Source organism: Candidatus Poriferisodalis sp., from assembly GCF_965208895.1.
GTDB lineage: Bacteria > Actinomycetota > Acidimicrobiia > Acidimicrobiales > Poriferisodalaceae > Poriferisodalis.
Genome location: NZ_OZ242363.1, coordinates 1,565,545 through 1,579,455, shown reverse-complemented (window position 1 = coordinate 1,579,455; position 13,911 = coordinate 1,565,545). Strand labels below are relative to the sequence as shown.

14 protein-coding genes, 1 tRNA gene and 1 pseudogene are annotated in these 13,911 nt (G+C 67.2%); 14 read left to right on the top strand and 2 right to left on the bottom strand.

Translation table 11 applies throughout. The features are described 5' to 3' along the window. Nucleotides 1-3 precede the first annotated feature (3 nt). The 7 genes and pseudogenes from ACOGJB_RS07100 to ACOGJB_RS07070 all read left to right on the top strand — a co-directional run bounded on the left by ACOGJB_RS07100 (nucleotide 4) and on the right by ACOGJB_RS07070 (nucleotide 6,296). Nucleotides 4-1,160 (top strand): annotated as a pseudogene (locus ACOGJB_RS07100) (XdhC family protein). A 179-nt stretch (nucleotides 1,161-1,339) separates the two neighbouring features. Next, nucleotides 1,340-2,506 (top strand): acyl-CoA dehydrogenase family protein, encoded by a 1,167-nt coding sequence (locus ACOGJB_RS07095; protein WP_419840112.1) that lies wholly within the window; start codon nucleotides 1,340-1,342, stop codon nucleotides 2,504-2,506. Between the two features lie 101 nt (nucleotides 2,507-2,607). Further along, a complete protein-coding gene (locus ACOGJB_RS07090) occupies nucleotides 2,608-3,174 on the top strand; it encodes a nucleotidyltransferase family protein (RefSeq protein ID WP_419840111.1) in 567 nt (188 codons plus the stop codon). Further along, nucleotides 3,165-3,881 carry an SRPBCC family protein gene (locus ACOGJB_RS07085; RefSeq protein WP_419840110.1) on the top strand — a complete coding sequence of 239 codons (717 nt, stop codon included), beginning with the start codon at nucleotides 3,165-3,167 and terminating at the stop codon, nucleotides 3,879-3,881. Before ACOGJB_RS07090 ends, ACOGJB_RS07085 begins: the two co-directional genes overlap by 10 nt. A 284-nt stretch (nucleotides 3,882-4,165) precedes the next feature. After that, nucleotides 4,166-4,555 (top strand): DUF501 domain-containing protein, encoded by a 390-nt coding sequence (locus ACOGJB_RS07080; RefSeq protein WP_419840109.1) that lies wholly within the window; start codon nucleotides 4,166-4,168, stop codon nucleotides 4,553-4,555. Further along, nucleotides 4,552-5,613, top strand: coding sequence for an exopolyphosphatase (locus ACOGJB_RS07075; RefSeq protein ID WP_419840108.1), 1,062 nt, complete (start codon nucleotides 4,552-4,554; stop codon nucleotides 5,611-5,613). The genes ACOGJB_RS07080 and ACOGJB_RS07075 overlap by 4 nt, the downstream gene beginning before the upstream one ends. A 44-nt stretch (nucleotides 5,614-5,657) precedes the next feature. Continuing rightward, the gene (locus ACOGJB_RS07070; RefSeq protein WP_419840107.1) at nucleotides 5,658-6,296 is read left to right on the top strand and encodes a GNAT family N-acetyltransferase; all 639 of its coding nucleotides are present in this window, start codon (nucleotides 5,658-5,660) and stop codon (nucleotides 6,294-6,296) included. Here the strand turns inward: ACOGJB_RS07070 and ACOGJB_RS07065 are convergent. Then, nucleotides 6,266-7,225: a PD-(D/E)XK nuclease family protein gene (locus tag ACOGJB_RS07065; protein WP_419840106.1), complete on the bottom strand. Its 960-nt coding sequence runs from the start codon at nucleotides 7,223-7,225 to the stop codon at nucleotides 6,266-6,268. The genes ACOGJB_RS07070 and ACOGJB_RS07065 overlap by 31 nt on opposite strands. A gap of 101 nt (nucleotides 7,226-7,326) precedes the next feature. Here ACOGJB_RS07065 and ACOGJB_RS07060 point away from each other — a divergent pair, with 101 nt between their 5' ends. From ACOGJB_RS07060 to ACOGJB_RS07045, 4 genes are all read left to right on the top strand, one after another. Then, nucleotides 7,327-7,788, top strand: a complete 462-nt coding sequence (locus ACOGJB_RS07060; protein WP_419840105.1) for a hypothetical protein — start codon at nucleotides 7,327-7,329, stop codon at nucleotides 7,786-7,788. A 72-nt stretch (nucleotides 7,789-7,860) separates the two neighbouring features. Beyond that, nucleotides 7,861-7,946: transfer RNA gene (locus ACOGJB_RS07055), tRNA-Leu, on the top strand. A gap of 144 nt (nucleotides 7,947-8,090) precedes the next feature. After that, nucleotides 8,091-8,432 (top strand): type II toxin-antitoxin system Phd/YefM family antitoxin, encoded by a 342-nt coding sequence (locus ACOGJB_RS07050; RefSeq protein ID WP_419840104.1) that lies wholly within the window; start codon nucleotides 8,091-8,093, stop codon nucleotides 8,430-8,432. After that, nucleotides 8,416-8,859: a PIN domain-containing protein gene (locus ACOGJB_RS07045; RefSeq protein WP_419840103.1), complete on the top strand. Its 444-nt coding sequence runs from the start codon at nucleotides 8,416-8,418 to the stop codon at nucleotides 8,857-8,859. The genes ACOGJB_RS07050 and ACOGJB_RS07045 overlap by 17 nt, the downstream gene beginning before the upstream one ends. Before the next feature lie 279 nt (nucleotides 8,860-9,138). Here the strand turns inward: ACOGJB_RS07045 and ACOGJB_RS07040 are convergent, their stop codons facing one another. Continuing rightward, nucleotides 9,139-10,188: a ketopantoate reductase family protein gene (locus ACOGJB_RS07040; RefSeq protein ID WP_419840102.1), complete on the bottom strand. Its 1,050-nt coding sequence runs from the start codon at nucleotides 10,186-10,188 to the stop codon at nucleotides 9,139-9,141. A gap of 172 nt (nucleotides 10,189-10,360) precedes the next feature. Between ACOGJB_RS07040 and ACOGJB_RS07035 the strand changes: the two genes are divergently transcribed. The 3 genes from ACOGJB_RS07035 to ACOGJB_RS07025 all read left to right on the top strand — a co-directional run bounded on the left by ACOGJB_RS07035 (nucleotide 10,361) and on the right by ACOGJB_RS07025 (nucleotide 13,809). Next, nucleotides 10,361-11,629, top strand: a complete 1,269-nt coding sequence (locus ACOGJB_RS07035; protein WP_419840101.1) for a cytochrome P450 — start codon at nucleotides 10,361-10,363, stop codon at nucleotides 11,627-11,629. A gap of 133 nt (nucleotides 11,630-11,762) precedes the next feature. Further along, entirely contained in the window at nucleotides 11,763-13,064 is a 1,302-nt protein-coding gene (locus tag ACOGJB_RS07030; RefSeq protein WP_419840100.1) for an inositol-3-phosphate synthase, read from the top strand. Between the two features lie 112 nt (nucleotides 13,065-13,176). Then, the gene (locus ACOGJB_RS07025) at nucleotides 13,177-13,809 is read left to right on the top strand and encodes a hypothetical protein (RefSeq protein WP_419840099.1); all 633 of its coding nucleotides are present in this window, start codon (nucleotides 13,177-13,179) and stop codon (nucleotides 13,807-13,809) included. Nucleotides 13,810-13,911: the final 102 nt, after the last annotated feature.

The following is a 13,911-nucleotide window of genomic DNA, read 5'->3' as shown; positions in this document are numbered from 1 at the left end:
CAGATGGACGAGATCCTGAATGACATCGACCGATGGCGGTCCGCAGGCCAGAGAGTGGCCGTCGCCCGGGTGGTGGACATCGAGGGCTCGGGGCCACGCGACCCAGGGGCTGCGATGGCCGTGAACGAAGAAGGCGAAGTCGCCGGCTCGGTCTCGGGCGGATGTGTCGAAGGCGCCGTCGTAGGCGAAGCGCTGGAGCTGCTGGGCGGACGACGAGACCCGGGTATCACCACCTTCGGCTACAGCGACGACGAGGCATTCGCCGTCGGTCTCACCTGTGGCGGCACGATCCACCTGTTCGTGGAGGAACTCAACTGGTGACCAGCATCTACGAGGAGTTCCGCGACGCCATCCGGGCTGAGGAGCCGGTTGCACTCGCGACGATCATCGAGGGCCCTGATGCGGGCGCTGCGTCTGATGTGCGCCCGCATCTGGGCGCTGCGTCTGATGTGCGCCCGTATCCGGGCGCCAAGCTGCTCGTGCGACCCGATGCGCCGACACTGGGCACGCTCGGCGATCCGGACCTCGACCGCGTCGTGGAACGCGACGCGCTGGGCATGCTCGATGCCGGCATCAGCGAGGTGCGCCACTACGGCCAGCACGGCGAGGCCCGCCAGATGGATCTCAGCGTGTTCGTGGAGTGCCACGCCCGCCGCCCCCACATGGTGATTTTCGGCGCCGTCGACTTCACGAGGGCACTCGCCTCCCAAGCCAAGCTGCTCGGTTACCGTGTCACGGTCTGCGACGCACGAGAGGTATTTGCCACGAGACGTCGCTTCCCGATGGCCGACGAGGTTGTCGTGGACTGGCCGAACCGCCTGCTCGACCGCATAGGCGACGACCTCGGCCCGCGAGACGCTGTCTGCGTCCTCACCCACGACCACAAGTTCGACGTCCCCGCCATAGTCGGCGCCCTGCCGACTCGGGTCGGCTACCTCGGCGCCATGGGCTCCCGAACGACCCACGAGAAGCGAACTGAGCGCCTCCGAGAAGCCGGCGTCACCGATTCCGAACTCGAACGAGTCATGGCGCCGATTGGTCTCGACATCGGCGGCCGCACCCCAGAGGAAACCGCCGTCTCGATCGTGGCAGAGATCATCGCCGCCCACACAGGCCGCCAAGCGCCCCGTTTAAGAGACGGCCAAGGCCGCATCCACTGATCAATAGGGCCGACGGTGTGAGGGGTGGGCGGGGGCAGGGGTGCCCACGCGCAGTTCGCAGCGCCAAAGCCCATCCACCTTGCAGCGGGCGGCGCTGCGCCTGTCCGAGCATGGGTGCGCCTGCCCCCGTCCATCCCGGGCTCGGATTCGCACCACGACCGCCCGGTAGCGTCACCGAAATGGACTTCACGCAGAACGAGGACCACGAGGCAATCCGCGAGGGCGTACGGCGCGTCTGTGCCGACTTCCCCGATGAATACTGGCGCGAGCGCGACGAGCAGCACGAATTCCCCTGGGACTTCTACAACGCCATGGCCGAAGGCGGCTGGGTCGGCATAGCCATTCCAGAGGAATACGGCGGCGGCGGCCAAGGCATCACCGAGGCGTCGATCGTGCTCGAGGAGGTGGCCGCCAGCGGCGCCGCCATGAACGGCTGCTCGGCGCTTCACCTGTCGATCTTCGGCATGGAGCCGGTGCGGAAATACGGCTCAGAGGCTCTGGCCAAGGAGATCCTGCCAGGGGTGGCCGATGGCTCCATTCACGCCGCGTTCGGGGTCACCGAGCCCGACGCCGGCACCGACACCACATCGATTCGCACCCGCGCTGAGCGTGACGGCGACGAGTACGTGATCACCGGCGCCAAGGTGTGGACCACCAAAGCGCCCTACTGCGACGTGTGCCTGCTGCTGGTGCGCACCACGCCCAAGGAGCTGTGCGACGGCCCAACCCAGGGCATGACCCTGCTGCTGGTGGACTTGCAGGACCCGGCGGTCGACATCACCCCGATCCCCAAGGTGGGCCGCAACGCGGTGGTGTCGTGCGAGGTCCGCTACGACGGCCTGCGGGTGCCGGTGGACCGCCGCGTCGGCGAGGAAGGCGAAGGCTTCCGCTACATCCTCGACGGCCTGAATCCCGAGCGAATCCTCATCTCCGGCGAGGCGTTGGGCATCGGCCGCGTCGCGCTGCGCCGCGCCGCGGAGTATGCGAAAGGCCGAGTGATCTTCGGGCGCCCGATCGGTCAGAACCAGGGCATCGCCTTTCCCCTGGCCGACAGCCACGCCCGCCTGCACGCCGCCGAACTGGTGGTGCGCGATGCGTCGTGGCGCTACGACAACGGCCTGAGCTGTGGCGAGCAGGCCAATCTGGCCAAGTACCTGGCCTCGGAGGCGGCGTTCGAGTGCGCCGATCGGGCAATGCAGACCCACGGCGGTTTCGGCTACGCCAAGGAGTACGACGTGGAGCGCTACTGGCGAGAGGCGCGGCTGATGAAGATCGCTCCTGTCAGCCAGGAGATGGTGCTGAACTTCGTGTCGTCCAAGGTGCTCGGCTTGCCGCGCTCGTACTAGCGCCGACACAGGCAGACTGGCGCCATGAATCCGTTCTTGGCACAAGAATGTTCGCATAGCGACGTTTCTTGTGCCAAGAACTTCGTGGGATCAGAGATTCGGTGAGTACGGCGGGAGTGCTGCTCGCGGCGGGGGCGGGGAACCGGTTCACCGGTCCGCAGCACAAGCTGCTCGCCGATATCGACGGTCGGTCCGTGGTCAGCCGTGCATTGGAGTCGCTGTTGGGGGCATCGCTTGACGCCGTGGCCGTCGTCACTGGAGCTGTGGACGTCTCGGAGGCGCTCGTTGGTGCGCCCGGCGGGATCGTCTGGATTCAGAACGAACGCTGGCACTCGGGGATTGCGTCGTCGGCTCGTTGCGCCGCCACATGGGCCGCCCACCAGCAGCATGAAGCGATGGTGGTGGGCCTCGCCGACCAGCCGTTCGTGACGTCGGCAGCGTGGTGGGCCGTCGCTGCCAATGCGGGCCCCATCGCCGTTGCCACCTACGGCGGCCGGCGGGGGAACCCGGTCCGTTTGGCACGGGAGGTCTGGCCGCTGCTGCCGCACGACGGTGACGAGGGCGCACGGACGTTGATGCGCCGGCTTCCGGAAATCGTGGTGCCGGTAGCCTGCGAAGGGCTACCTGACGACATTGACACCGTGGAGGATCTCAGCCGATGGAACTGAAGAGCGAGCTTCGTGTCGGCATACCAGTCGAGCAAGCGTGGGATACGTTGACTGATGTCGAGTTCATAGCGCCGTGCATGCCAGGCGCTCAGCTCACCGAGGTCGATGGTGACGAGTTCAAGGGCGGCGTAAAGGTCAAGGTCGGCCCCATCACTGCGCAGTACAAGGGCACGGCGAAGTTCACGGAACTCGACAAGGCCAACCGTCGGATCGTGCTCGAGGCATCGGGGCGCGACTCGCGAGGTGCTGGAAACGCAGCTGCCGAGGTGACCGCGCTGATGAGGCCTGACGGGGATGGCACCGCGGTGTCGATTGCCATCGACTTGAAGGTCACCGGCAAGGTTGCCCAGTTCGGCCGCGGCGTGATGGCCGACGTCACCGAGAAGCTCATCGGCCAATTCGTGAGTTCGCTGGAGCAGAAGCTCTCCGAGGCCGGCGAGCAGGACGGGACGGAGGCCGCCCAAGCCCCCACAGGCGAGTCCGACGGAGACGAATCAGGCACCGATGCCGCGCCAGCCAGCGCCCCATCGGGCACATCGTCACGCGCCGCAAGCGGACCGCGCAAGATCGAGATGGCCGAGCCGGAGCCTGTCGATTTGCTCGGCACCGCGGGCAAGCCCATGCTCAAGCGCATCCTGGCGCCGCTGGCGGTGGTGGCGTTCTTCCTGTTCAACCGTCGCCGCAGGCGAAAGCGTCGCCGAGGCTGAGGGTCCGCCGCCGCTACTTCGTCCACCGATGCGCGGACATGTGAGCCTTCTCGCTGCGGCATTTCTTGATTCCCGCTCTTGTTTGCTCCGCTCACCGGGCGCGCGGGCCGCGGCTTCGCCCTGTGCTGCCCGCTCTGGCTCGCTGCGCTCGCGGGCCGCCCGGCTCCGGGACTCAGCTTCGTAGGGCATTGCTTGTCCGTCGCGCCCTCGGCGCACCCACGACGCCCGCTCAATCCGAAGCGGTGGCCGCCTTGCTCGGCCGTCGGCCCCAGTGCGCTTTCGATGTGGCTGTCGCGCACGACGACGGGCGACCGGCGGTGATCGCAAACGCGCCATTGCTCGACGATGGGCGTCCCATGCCAACCCGCTACTGGCTGGTGGATGCCGACTTGCGCCGGCGGGTGTCCCGGCTTGAGGGTGACGGCGGTGTCAGGGCGGCCGAGGCGGCCATCGATCCCGAGTCGCTGGCCGTGGCTCACAGCCGCTACGCCGCCGAACGTGATGCGCTGCTGCCTCACGGTCACGTTGGACCTCGCCCGACCGGCGGTGTCGGGGGGACAGCGCGAGGTGTCAAATGCCTGCACGCGCATCTGGCCTACCGGCTGGCCGGAGGCGATGACCCCGTCGGCGACTGGGTGCTGGAACAACTCGACGCACATGGGCCGGACCGGTGACAGAACAGCGTTCTCCCGACCTGGTTGCCGTCGTGGACTGTGGCACGAACACCACGCGTCTGCTCATCGACGACGGCGAGGGGCTGGGGCAGAGGCTGCTGCGGGTCACCGGGCTGGGTCGGGGAGTCGATGCCGGTGGTCGGCTTCGGGACGATGCGATCGTCCGTGTGCTCGACGTGCTGGGGGAGTACCGAGAGATCATTGAAGATCGCCAGGCGATCGCAGTGCGCGCCGTGGCGACCAGTGCTGCCCGCGATGCGGCAAACGGCGCGGAATTCCTCCGCAAGGCGAGCGAAGCCCTCGGCACTGAGGTGGAGCTGCTGGACGGCGGAAGCGAGGCAGCGTATGGATTTGCCGGTGCCACGGCCGGTCTCGACGCCGCCCGACATGGCTCCGCGCTGATGCTCGACATAGGCGGGGGCTCGACTGAGTTCGCCTACGGCACGCCATACGAGGGTGCCGGGCCGAAGGCTGTGACATCGGTCGACATGGGCTCAGTGCGGTGGACCGAGAGGTTCTTGGCGTCGGATCCCCCTCGGCCTGAAGAGTTGAGCTCAGCGATCTCGGTAGCTCGCCTGCATCTCGACGACATCGATCGGGAGCATCCGGTCATCGGCCGGGGCGCTTCGGGGGCCACGCTCCTTGGTGTTGCCGGGACTGCCACGACGGTGGCCGCGGTCGAGATCGGCCTTGATCCCTACGATCCTGAGATCATCGACGGGTTCGTGCTCACGAGGGCCGCGGCAGAGGATGTCTTCCGCACGCTGGCCACCGAGCGGCTGGCTGACCGCGTGCACAATCCGGGCCTGCACTTCGACCGTGCACCGGTGATCGTGGGCGGCTGCTGCATTCTTGTGGCGGTGATGCGTCACTGGGAGATCGACGAGTGCGTGGTGCGCGAGCGCGACCTGCTCGACGGCATAGCGGCTGAGCTCCGCGAAGCGCAGGCCAGCCCAGCGGCTGAGCTCCGCGAAGCGCAGGCCAGCCCAGCGGCTGAGCTCCGCGAAGCGCAGGCCAGCCGCCGAGCTCCGCCAGGCGCGGAGGGAGGGAGCCGCTGATGCCGCTCGGTGAGCGGCGACGGCGCGCCGGTACTGTGCGAGGCGTGAGTCGTCTGCGTACCGAGCGGCTCGAGCTTCGCCCGCTCGTGCCGTCGGACTTCGCCCAATGGAACGAAGTCCGCGACCGCTGCCGTCACTGGCTTGTGAAATGGGAGCCCCGGCCGCCCGCAGGCGTGCCTGATCCGTCGCGCGACCCTCAGGCGTTCACCAATCGCTGCCGCGTGCGTGAACGCGAACGCTCGCTGGGAACGGCGTTCGACTTCGGCCTGTGGCATGAGGGCTGGTTCTGCGGCGAGATCAACATCTCGCATGTGGCGCGCGGGGCGTTCCAGAGCGCCCATGTGGGCTATTGGATCGACGAGCGGCTGGCGGGTAGGGGATTGATCGCCGAAGGACTGATGGCGGTGTTCGGATTCGCCTTCGATCAGGCGGGCTTGCACCGGGTGCAGGTGTCGATCATGCCGCGCAACGCCGCCAGTTTGCGAGTGGTGGAAAAGCTGGGGTTGCGCTCGGAAGGGATCGCGCAGGGATACATCCAGATCGCCGGTGTCTGGGAAGACCATTTGCGCTTCGGCCTGACCACCGAAGAATGGCGAGCCGGCCGTGATGACATGGCGGCAGGGCTGCGATCTGCCCGCAGTGGCGGCATCGCTCAGTCGTCGGGGTCCGACAACCACTCCTGACCGGGTCCGCATTCGGCTGAGATCGGGCACCAACGGCATGGCGGCCCGGGAACCCGGCTGGGTTCGTGATCGCCTCGGCGGAGAGCGATGAGCCGGCCGATCCCATCGAGTGTCCGGCGCAGGGCGCTGTCGAGCACCCCTGCGGTGACTGTCTCGTGCTCGATGCGCCCCTCGGCGACGTAGAACGAGCCGATGCCCAGCGGGGGCACGCCGATCGACAGGGTCTCGACGAGTGCGTAGAACCGGAGGTCCTCGGGGTCGGTCGGTGATCGCGAGCCGGTCTTGAGGTCGATGATGACCTTGCCGGCGCGCTGGCGGCCGTCGGGTCCGCCCAGCGGCGCCGGCGATCCCAGCGTCAAGTCGTACTTGCCGCTGAGCACGAAGGCCCCGCCGCACAGCCGGGCGCGGGCGGAGACTTCGGCGGCGGGCCGCCATGCACGCTGCATCGGCGGGAACGTCTCGCTGAAGCGTGTGAGCAGCGCGACGCAGTTGGCCGTCAGGTCCGCGAGCTCGCCGTCGGATGCATCGGCCAGGAAGCTGCCGAGGTTGTCGTTGTCGGCCACGAGACGTTCGAGGGCGGCGTCGACGGCGTCTTCGGGTTCGAATCGCCGATGGGTGGACAGCTCGACTGCTTTGTGAAGCACGATGCCGCGGGCGATGGGCACGGTCCATGCAAACGGAGACGTCGCCTCGGCAAGGTGCCGCGCTTGGCAGCCGAAGACGCCCGCCAGGTCTCGCTTGCGCACCCACAATCCACGGCTGTCGATATCGTGAGCCGGGTCGACCAGTTCTGCCAGCGCAGACTCAGCCCGGCTTCGCAATTCGGCGGCGAAATCGCCGGCGTAGGTGGGGCGTTCGGGTCCGGGCGTGCGGATTGCGTCGAGCGTGACCTGCTGGGCAGGGAGCATTCCGGGGGCGGCGTTTGCCATCTCGGTCCATTGTGGCCGTAGCTGCGGGGCTGCAGCATTCATCCGACTCGCTGACAGGGTGTCGCCCGTTTGATGTCACACCCCCCGGTGATGCTGGGCACATGCCAGCAACACCCCGAACCCACCCGCCTGCACCGCTGCGGCTGGTCGACGCATCGCCCGCCCGCGGCCGGCCGCACCGAACTGGGAGCGCCTCAGTGCGCGCTCAGCGAGATGCCGGCGGCCCTGCCCCCGACCCGTCCGGCCGGTTCGTCTTGACGGTGCGCACGCTCGCCATGACGGCTCGTTCGCTGGGTCTCACCGCTCCGAGCTTTCAGAGCCCGCCCCGTTCCGACGAGCTCGACCGCTCCATCCAACGCACTCCGTCGGGCGATTGCGTGGTCGCCGTGCGCGTGCGAGGACGCCCGTTCGGCGCTGTCGTGGCCGATGCCATCGAGGGCATCGTGGTCAGCAACGAACTGGGCGTCGACGCCGCCGGGCCGGTGCGCGATGAACTGTGGCGGGAAGCCGAAACCGCCGGGCCGGTGTATGACGAGCTGTGGCGGGCAGCCGAGGCCGCCTGAGCGATACGGCATCGTGACCGGGTCTGCGAGCGAGCATGATAGGAGGTGCGGACGTAGCGACCGCACTGGCTGGCCCGGGTGGCGGAACTGGCAGACGCAGAGGGCTTAAACCCCTCGGCTCCCTCGGGAGCGTGCGGGTTCGAATCCCGCCCCGGGCACCTGCGGCGGAGCGCTGCTTCGTGAAATCGCTTGGCGCCAGCGACCAGAGCCCGCTAGGCAAGGGGCGAGACGAGTGCTGTGCACGGTGTGGCTACACTTGTGGGCACATTGGATCCGTGTGAGCTGCTGCGAAGGGGAGACCGATGAAGTCGGTAGGGATACGGGAATTCCGTGATCGCGCGACTCAGTTGATCGCCTCCGGCGAGACGCTGGTCGTCGAGAAGCATGGCGAACCCGTCGGATTCTTCGTGCCGATTGTCGCTAGAGACCGCCGAGCGGGCGCGGCTGCGCTCGACCGCCTGGGGGAGACGGTGAAGGGCGTACTCGCGAGAACCGGCCTGACCGAAGATGATCTCGTGGCGGAGTTCACGGGAGCGGTTCTCGCCGATGAGGCGGGCGAGAGTGAGGACGAGACGTTCCTGATCAGTTCTCAGACCATTGCGACCAGTGACGCTTCATCGCCGCAGCATGCGTCTGGTCGTTGACACGAGCGTTCTGGTCGGTGAGCTGCTGCGCGAGCGAGGCCGGCAGCGGCTCGCCGAACAGCACATAGATCTGTACCTGCCAGAGCGCATGTGGCATGAAGCGCTGCGCGAGATTCCGCGACGCGCGGAGAGATTCGGTCGTCATCGGGGTCTGAGCACAGACGAAGTCGGCGAGCTGTCGGACCGCTGCCTGCAAGTCGTCGCCCTCAACTGCACCATCGTCGCCGAAGCCATCTACTCGGCATGGGAGGGCCGAGCCCGAGAGCGCTCGATTCGCGATCCCAGCGATTGGCCGGTGGTCGCGTGCGCCCTTGCCGTCGACGCAGGAGTTTGGACCGCGGACAACGATTTCCTCGGCACCGGTGTGCCCACATGGACCACAGACACGCTCGATCTCTGGCTGCGGCGAACAGAGGAAGACTCCTAGCGTTCGACGCTTCACCGCGGTCACCAGCCTCGCGCTGGAGCACTCATTTGCAGTGCCATAGCGGCTCGATCTTGAGCGATGAATCGTCGCTCGCGTCGAGAGTGTGTTACATGGCAATCCGCTTCCGAGTCGCTCGGAGCTGCGAGTAGTCTTGGGTGTCAGAAGCCAGCCTCCCCGAGCTTGGTAGACGTACCGCAAATGGCGTCACTCGGGGGCTGGCCCTCTCGCGAACTTATGCCGCGGCGCTCAGAAACTGAGGTGGATTTCTTGGCGGGGAGATCAGCGTAGGGCGGCGGCGCGCAGTGACGCCACGGTTTCGGTGCCAGGCCCCAGCCGGCGGGCTGCTGCGTCTTGGCACAGTTCGTTCAGCGTCCGGTTCAGCGGCGTGGCGATGCCGAACTTCTCGCCGAGCTCGCATATGCGGCCGTTGAAGTGCTCCACCTCCACAGTGGGACGCCCGAAGTGCAGGTCTTGCCAGGTCGATGGGTAGCTGTGCATCACGGGGTCTGAATCACCGCGGGGCTCGCGTTCGCCCGGCTTGCGCATGCGCTCGATCCACTCGCGCAAGTCCCGGCCGTCGTCCATGACTGACGAGATCCCAGCCGCATCCAGCACATCGGCTGCTTCTTCTTGCAGGTCGGCCATGAAGAAACGGGTTTCTTCGGCGCTGAACCACTCCTGCACGGGCAGGTCAATCAGTGCTGAGAACGCGTTCGTGAGGTTCAGCACCAGCTTTCCCCACTTGGCATCCGCTACGTGGTCGTCAACCGAAGCGCGCATGTCGGCGGCGACAAGGTCGTCCGCCACGGCCGTGCACAGCTCGTCGGCGCCGGTGGGCCAGCAACCGATCTGTGCTCGGCGAGCGCCGGTGTGGGTGACCACCCCTGGCTCGTCGATGCGAGCACCGATTCGCACCATGACTCCGTAGGCCCGAAAGCCCTGCTCAGTCAGCCATTCCTCGTTGGTGACGCTGTTCTGAAAGCAGAACAGCGGCACGTCGTCGTACAGCTCACGGTGCTGTTCGATCGCCTCGAAGGTGTGCTGAGTCTTCATGGCCAGCAGCACGACGGTGTTCGAATCGATCGACAGCTCGTGGGCTCGGCGGGCCGCAGGCAGCCGGAAATGACCCTCGGTGTAACCCGAGATGTGCAGCCCGTCGCGCTGCAGAGCCTCCAGGTGATCTCCGCGTGCGATGAGTGCGACGCTTCGTCCCGCTTGGGCTAGCCGGGCGCCCAGCACGCAGCCGATCGCGCCGGCGCCGTGAACGATGTAGTTCAGACCGGCATCGGCTCGGGCCGTGTCGTCATCAGGGTTACGGTCTGGCGTCACGGCGGTACATCGTGCCAGATGGCCCAGTCCCGGGCCCCACGCGCGCCCCGCAAGCGCCGCCGCGGCAGTGCTCTGGGCGCGCAGGCATTCCGGCACGGCCATGCACGAAGGCGGAGTCTTCCGAGGGCATGGGCGGTGTTGGCGGCCGCTGGCGCGGCGCTACCGTGCTGCCATGCGCGAGTGGAACACCGAACTGCCGAACCTGATGGAGCCGTGGTTCTGGACGCGGCCGGCCGACGAGATCGATGCGGTGATCGCCCGCTACCACGCCGAGGCGCCGCTGGACTGGTTCGAGGAGCCGTACTTCTCCGAGTGGGTCGCTCCCAGCCCCGGTTACTGGTGCGTCACCCGTCACGCAGACATCGCCACTGTCTCGCGAAACGCCGATGTCTTCAGTTCCGCAGGCGGTATCACCTTGGGTGACAACCCGCCCGAGTTCACCGAATTCTTCAGCTCCATGATCGCCATGGACGACCCGCGTCACGCCCGGCTGCGGCGAATCGTGGCCAAGGGCTTCACCCCCAAGATGCTCGAACAGCTCGACGGCGGCATCCGCGAAGGAGCGCGGGAGATCGTCAACTCGATCTGCGAGAGGGGCACATGCGAGTTTGTGTACGACGTGGCGGCTGCGCTGCCGCTGCGCATCGTGTGCGACCTCATGGGCATCCCTCGCTCCGAGTACAAGTTCGTGTTCGACCGCACCAACATCATCTTGGGCATCTCCGATCCCGACTTCCAGCCGCCCGACGGCGACCTCGCCACAGCGCTGCTGCGAGCGGGGGCCGAACTGGCCGAGCTGATGAATGAAGTTGCCGCCGAGAAGAAGGGCGGTGACGGCAACGACCTCACCAGCATCCTCGTCAACGCAGAACTCGAAGACGACCGGCTGAGCGAGTCCGATCTGGCGAGCTTCTTCATCCTGCTGGTGGTGGCCGGCAACGAGACCACCCGCAACTCCACCGCCTGGGCGCTGAAGTTCCTCACCGACCACCCCGATCAGCGCGCCATCTGGATGGCCGACTTCGACGCCGTCGCGCCGACCGCTGTCGAAGAGATCGTCCGCGTCGCGAGCCCGGTGGGTTACATGCGCCGCACCGTGACCAGAGACTTCGAGTGCGGCGGGCGTCAGATGCTCGAAGGCGACAAGGTGGCGATGTTCTACATCGCTGCGAACCGCGACCCTGCGGTGTTCGATGATCCGTTCCGCTTCGACGTGCTGCGCGACCCCAACCCGCAGTACGGCTTCGGCGGCCCCGGCCCGCACTACTGCCTCGGCGCGCACCTCGCGCGTCGCCAGATCACGGTGATGTATCGCGAGCTGCTCTCCCGGCTGCCCGACATCGTCGCAGCAGGCGAGCCGGATCTGTTGCAGGCGTCATTCATCCATGGCGTCAAGCGCCTCGACGCAGAGTTCACGCCCACGGCTCCGCTGGCCGCCTGAACCCGCGCTCCTGCACGACGACAACTCGGCGCAAAAAAGTTCGCTATGCGACCGTTTGGTGCCCAGAATGAACGACAGCACCCGCAGCGTTGGCCGAGGTGCGCCCGGTCGGGCTGCCCGTAGCGTTCTTGTCATGAACCGACCGCAGATCGCGCCCGCCACTGGCAAGCTCGGCGTGCTGACGCCCGGCATGGGCGCGGTGGCCACCACGTTCATCGCCGGAGTGCTCGCTGCACGGGCCGGGCTGGCGGCGCCCATTGGCTCGGTCAGCCAGATGGCCCATATCCGCCTCGGCGGCCGGGCCGACGGCCGCAATCCGCTGATCCGCGACTTCGTGCCGTTGGCCGAGCTCGACGATCTCGTCTTCGGCGGCTGGGACCCCATCACGCCCAACGCGCTCGAAGGGGCCCGCACCGCCGGTGTGCTCGAGGAGCGCGACCTCGGGGTGATCTCGCGCGAGCTGGAAGGCATCGTGGCGATGGACGCCGTGTTCGACCCCCGCTGGGTGAGCCGGCTCGAAGGCACCCGCACGAAGCCTCCGATGAGCAAACTGGACGCCGCACAGGCGCTGATGGATGACGTCGAGCGCTTCCGCGCCGAAAACGAATGCGACCGGTTGGTGATGGTGTGGTGCGGTTCGACGGAGGCCTATCAGGAGCCCACCGAGGTGCACGCCACGGTCGAGGCGTTCGAAGCCGGGCTCGCCGCCGACGACGACAACATCTCGCCGAGTCAGATCTACGCCTACGCGGCGCTCATGAGCGACGTGCCGTTCGCCAATGGGGCCCCGAACCTGGCGGTCGACATTCCGGTGATGACCGAGCTGGCGCAGCGCCGCGGGGTCCCCATCGCCGGCAAGGACTTCAAGACCGGCCAGACCCTCATGAAGACGCTGGTAGCGCCGGGCCTCAAGGCTCGGATGCTGGGTCTGCGCGGCTGGTACTCCACCAACATCTTGGGCAACCGTGACGGCGAGGTGCTCGACGATCCGGAGAACTTCAAGACCAAGGAGACGTCCAAGCTGGGCGTCCTCGACACGATCCTGCAGCCCGAGACCTACCCCGATCTCTACAGCGAGATCGATCACGTGGTGCGCATCAACTATTACCCGCCCCGCGGCGACAACAAAGAGGGCTGGGACAACATCGACATCTTCGGATGGCTCGGTTACCCGATGCAGATCAAGATCGACTTTCTGTGCCGCGATTCGATCCTTGCGGCACCGATCGTGCTGGACTTGGCGCTGTTCTTGGACCTCGCCCAGCGTGCCGGCCACGGCGGCGTGCAGGAGTGGCTGTCGTTCTACCTGAAGGCCCCCCAGTCGGCCGATCCTGCCGGTCCCGAGCACGACCTGTTCATCCAGCAGACGAAGCTGAAGAACACCCTGCGGGAGTGGATGGGCGAAGAGCCGGTCACCCACTCCGAAGCCGGCTGAGATCACCGCTGAGCTCATTCTCATCTTGCTCTCAGGTTGACTTCAGGGACCGTTCAGGTTCGCCTGCCATCGTCTGGGTCGTCGCACATCCCCTTCCGAAAGGAGCGACGGCATGACCGAATCCGACGAGATCAACGAACCCGCCCAGACACGGAGGCGCAAGCCTGCCCGAGGCCGCTTGACGGCGCTGCTGGTGGCAGTGCTCATGGCGGCCACGGCGACCGTCGCGTTCAGTGCGGGCAGCGTGAGCGCCCAAACGGCCGATGACAACGGTGATGCCAGCCAGCAGCAAGCTGACGACGGCGTCGATGACCCCGATGGTGACGGCACCTGCGACCGCGACGGCTCCCACCGGGACGGCAAGCCCTGGCGGCTCGGCGCGAGCGACACGCTGACCGAAGTGCTCGGCATCGATGCCGAGACCTTGCGCACCAAGCTGAAGGACGGTTCGACGCTGGCCGACATCGCCGCCGAGCAAGGGGTCGAGGCTTCCGACGTCGTGGATGCGCTCGTCACCGCCATCACCGAACGCGCCGCCGAGCACGACCGCGAGATCGACGCCGAAGAGCTGACCACCAAGATCGCTGCCTTGGTCAACGGCGAAAAGCCCGAGCGACCCGAAGGCGCCGAGGGCCGCAAGGGCCGCGGCGGCCACCACCGTGGCGGCTTCGGAAACTGGGGGCGCTGGGGCGCACACGCCCACTCCGGCACCGCTGCGCCGTCTGGTTCGGCGACGGCTGCATAGAACAGCTGTGCCGCACGCGGCACCCCCCGAAGCGGGCCGGTCCCCTCTCCGCCGGCCCGCTTCGGCGCGCCTCGGGCGCGGTGCGGTGCGTCGCATGACTGG

What these genes read in the sequence shown, in the direction of transcription:
- ACOGJB_RS07095 (WP_419840112.1), top strand. Translation starts at nt 1,340, where the DNA reads ATGGACTTCACGCAGAACGAGGACCACGAGGCAATCCGCGAGGGCGTA.
- ACOGJB_RS07085 (WP_419840110.1), top strand. Translation starts at nt 3,165, where the DNA reads ATGGAACTGAAGAGCGAGCTTCGTGTCGGCATACCAGTCGAGCAAGCG.
- ACOGJB_RS07065 (WP_419840106.1), bottom strand. Translation starts at nt 7,225, where the DNA reads ATGGCAAACGCCGCCCCCGGAATGCTCCCTGCCCAGCAGGTCACGCTC.
- ACOGJB_RS07060 (WP_419840105.1), top strand. Translation starts at nt 7,327, where the DNA reads ATGCCAGCAACACCCCGAACCCACCCGCCTGCACCGCTGCGGCTGGTC.
- ACOGJB_RS07050 (WP_419840104.1), top strand. Translation starts at nt 8,091, where the DNA reads ATGAAGTCGGTAGGGATACGGGAATTCCGTGATCGCGCGACTCAGTTG.
- ACOGJB_RS07045 (WP_419840103.1), top strand. Translation starts at nt 8,416, where the DNA reads ATGCGTCTGGTCGTTGACACGAGCGTTCTGGTCGGTGAGCTGCTGCGC.
- ACOGJB_RS07035 (WP_419840101.1), top strand. Translation starts at nt 10,361, where the DNA reads ATGCGCGAGTGGAACACCGAACTGCCGAACCTGATGGAGCCGTGGTTC.
- ACOGJB_RS07030 (WP_419840100.1), top strand. Translation starts at nt 11,763, where the DNA reads ATGAACCGACCGCAGATCGCGCCCGCCACTGGCAAGCTCGGCGTGCTG.
- ACOGJB_RS07025 (WP_419840099.1), top strand. Translation starts at nt 13,177, where the DNA reads ATGACCGAATCCGACGAGATCAACGAACCCGCCCAGACACGGAGGCGC.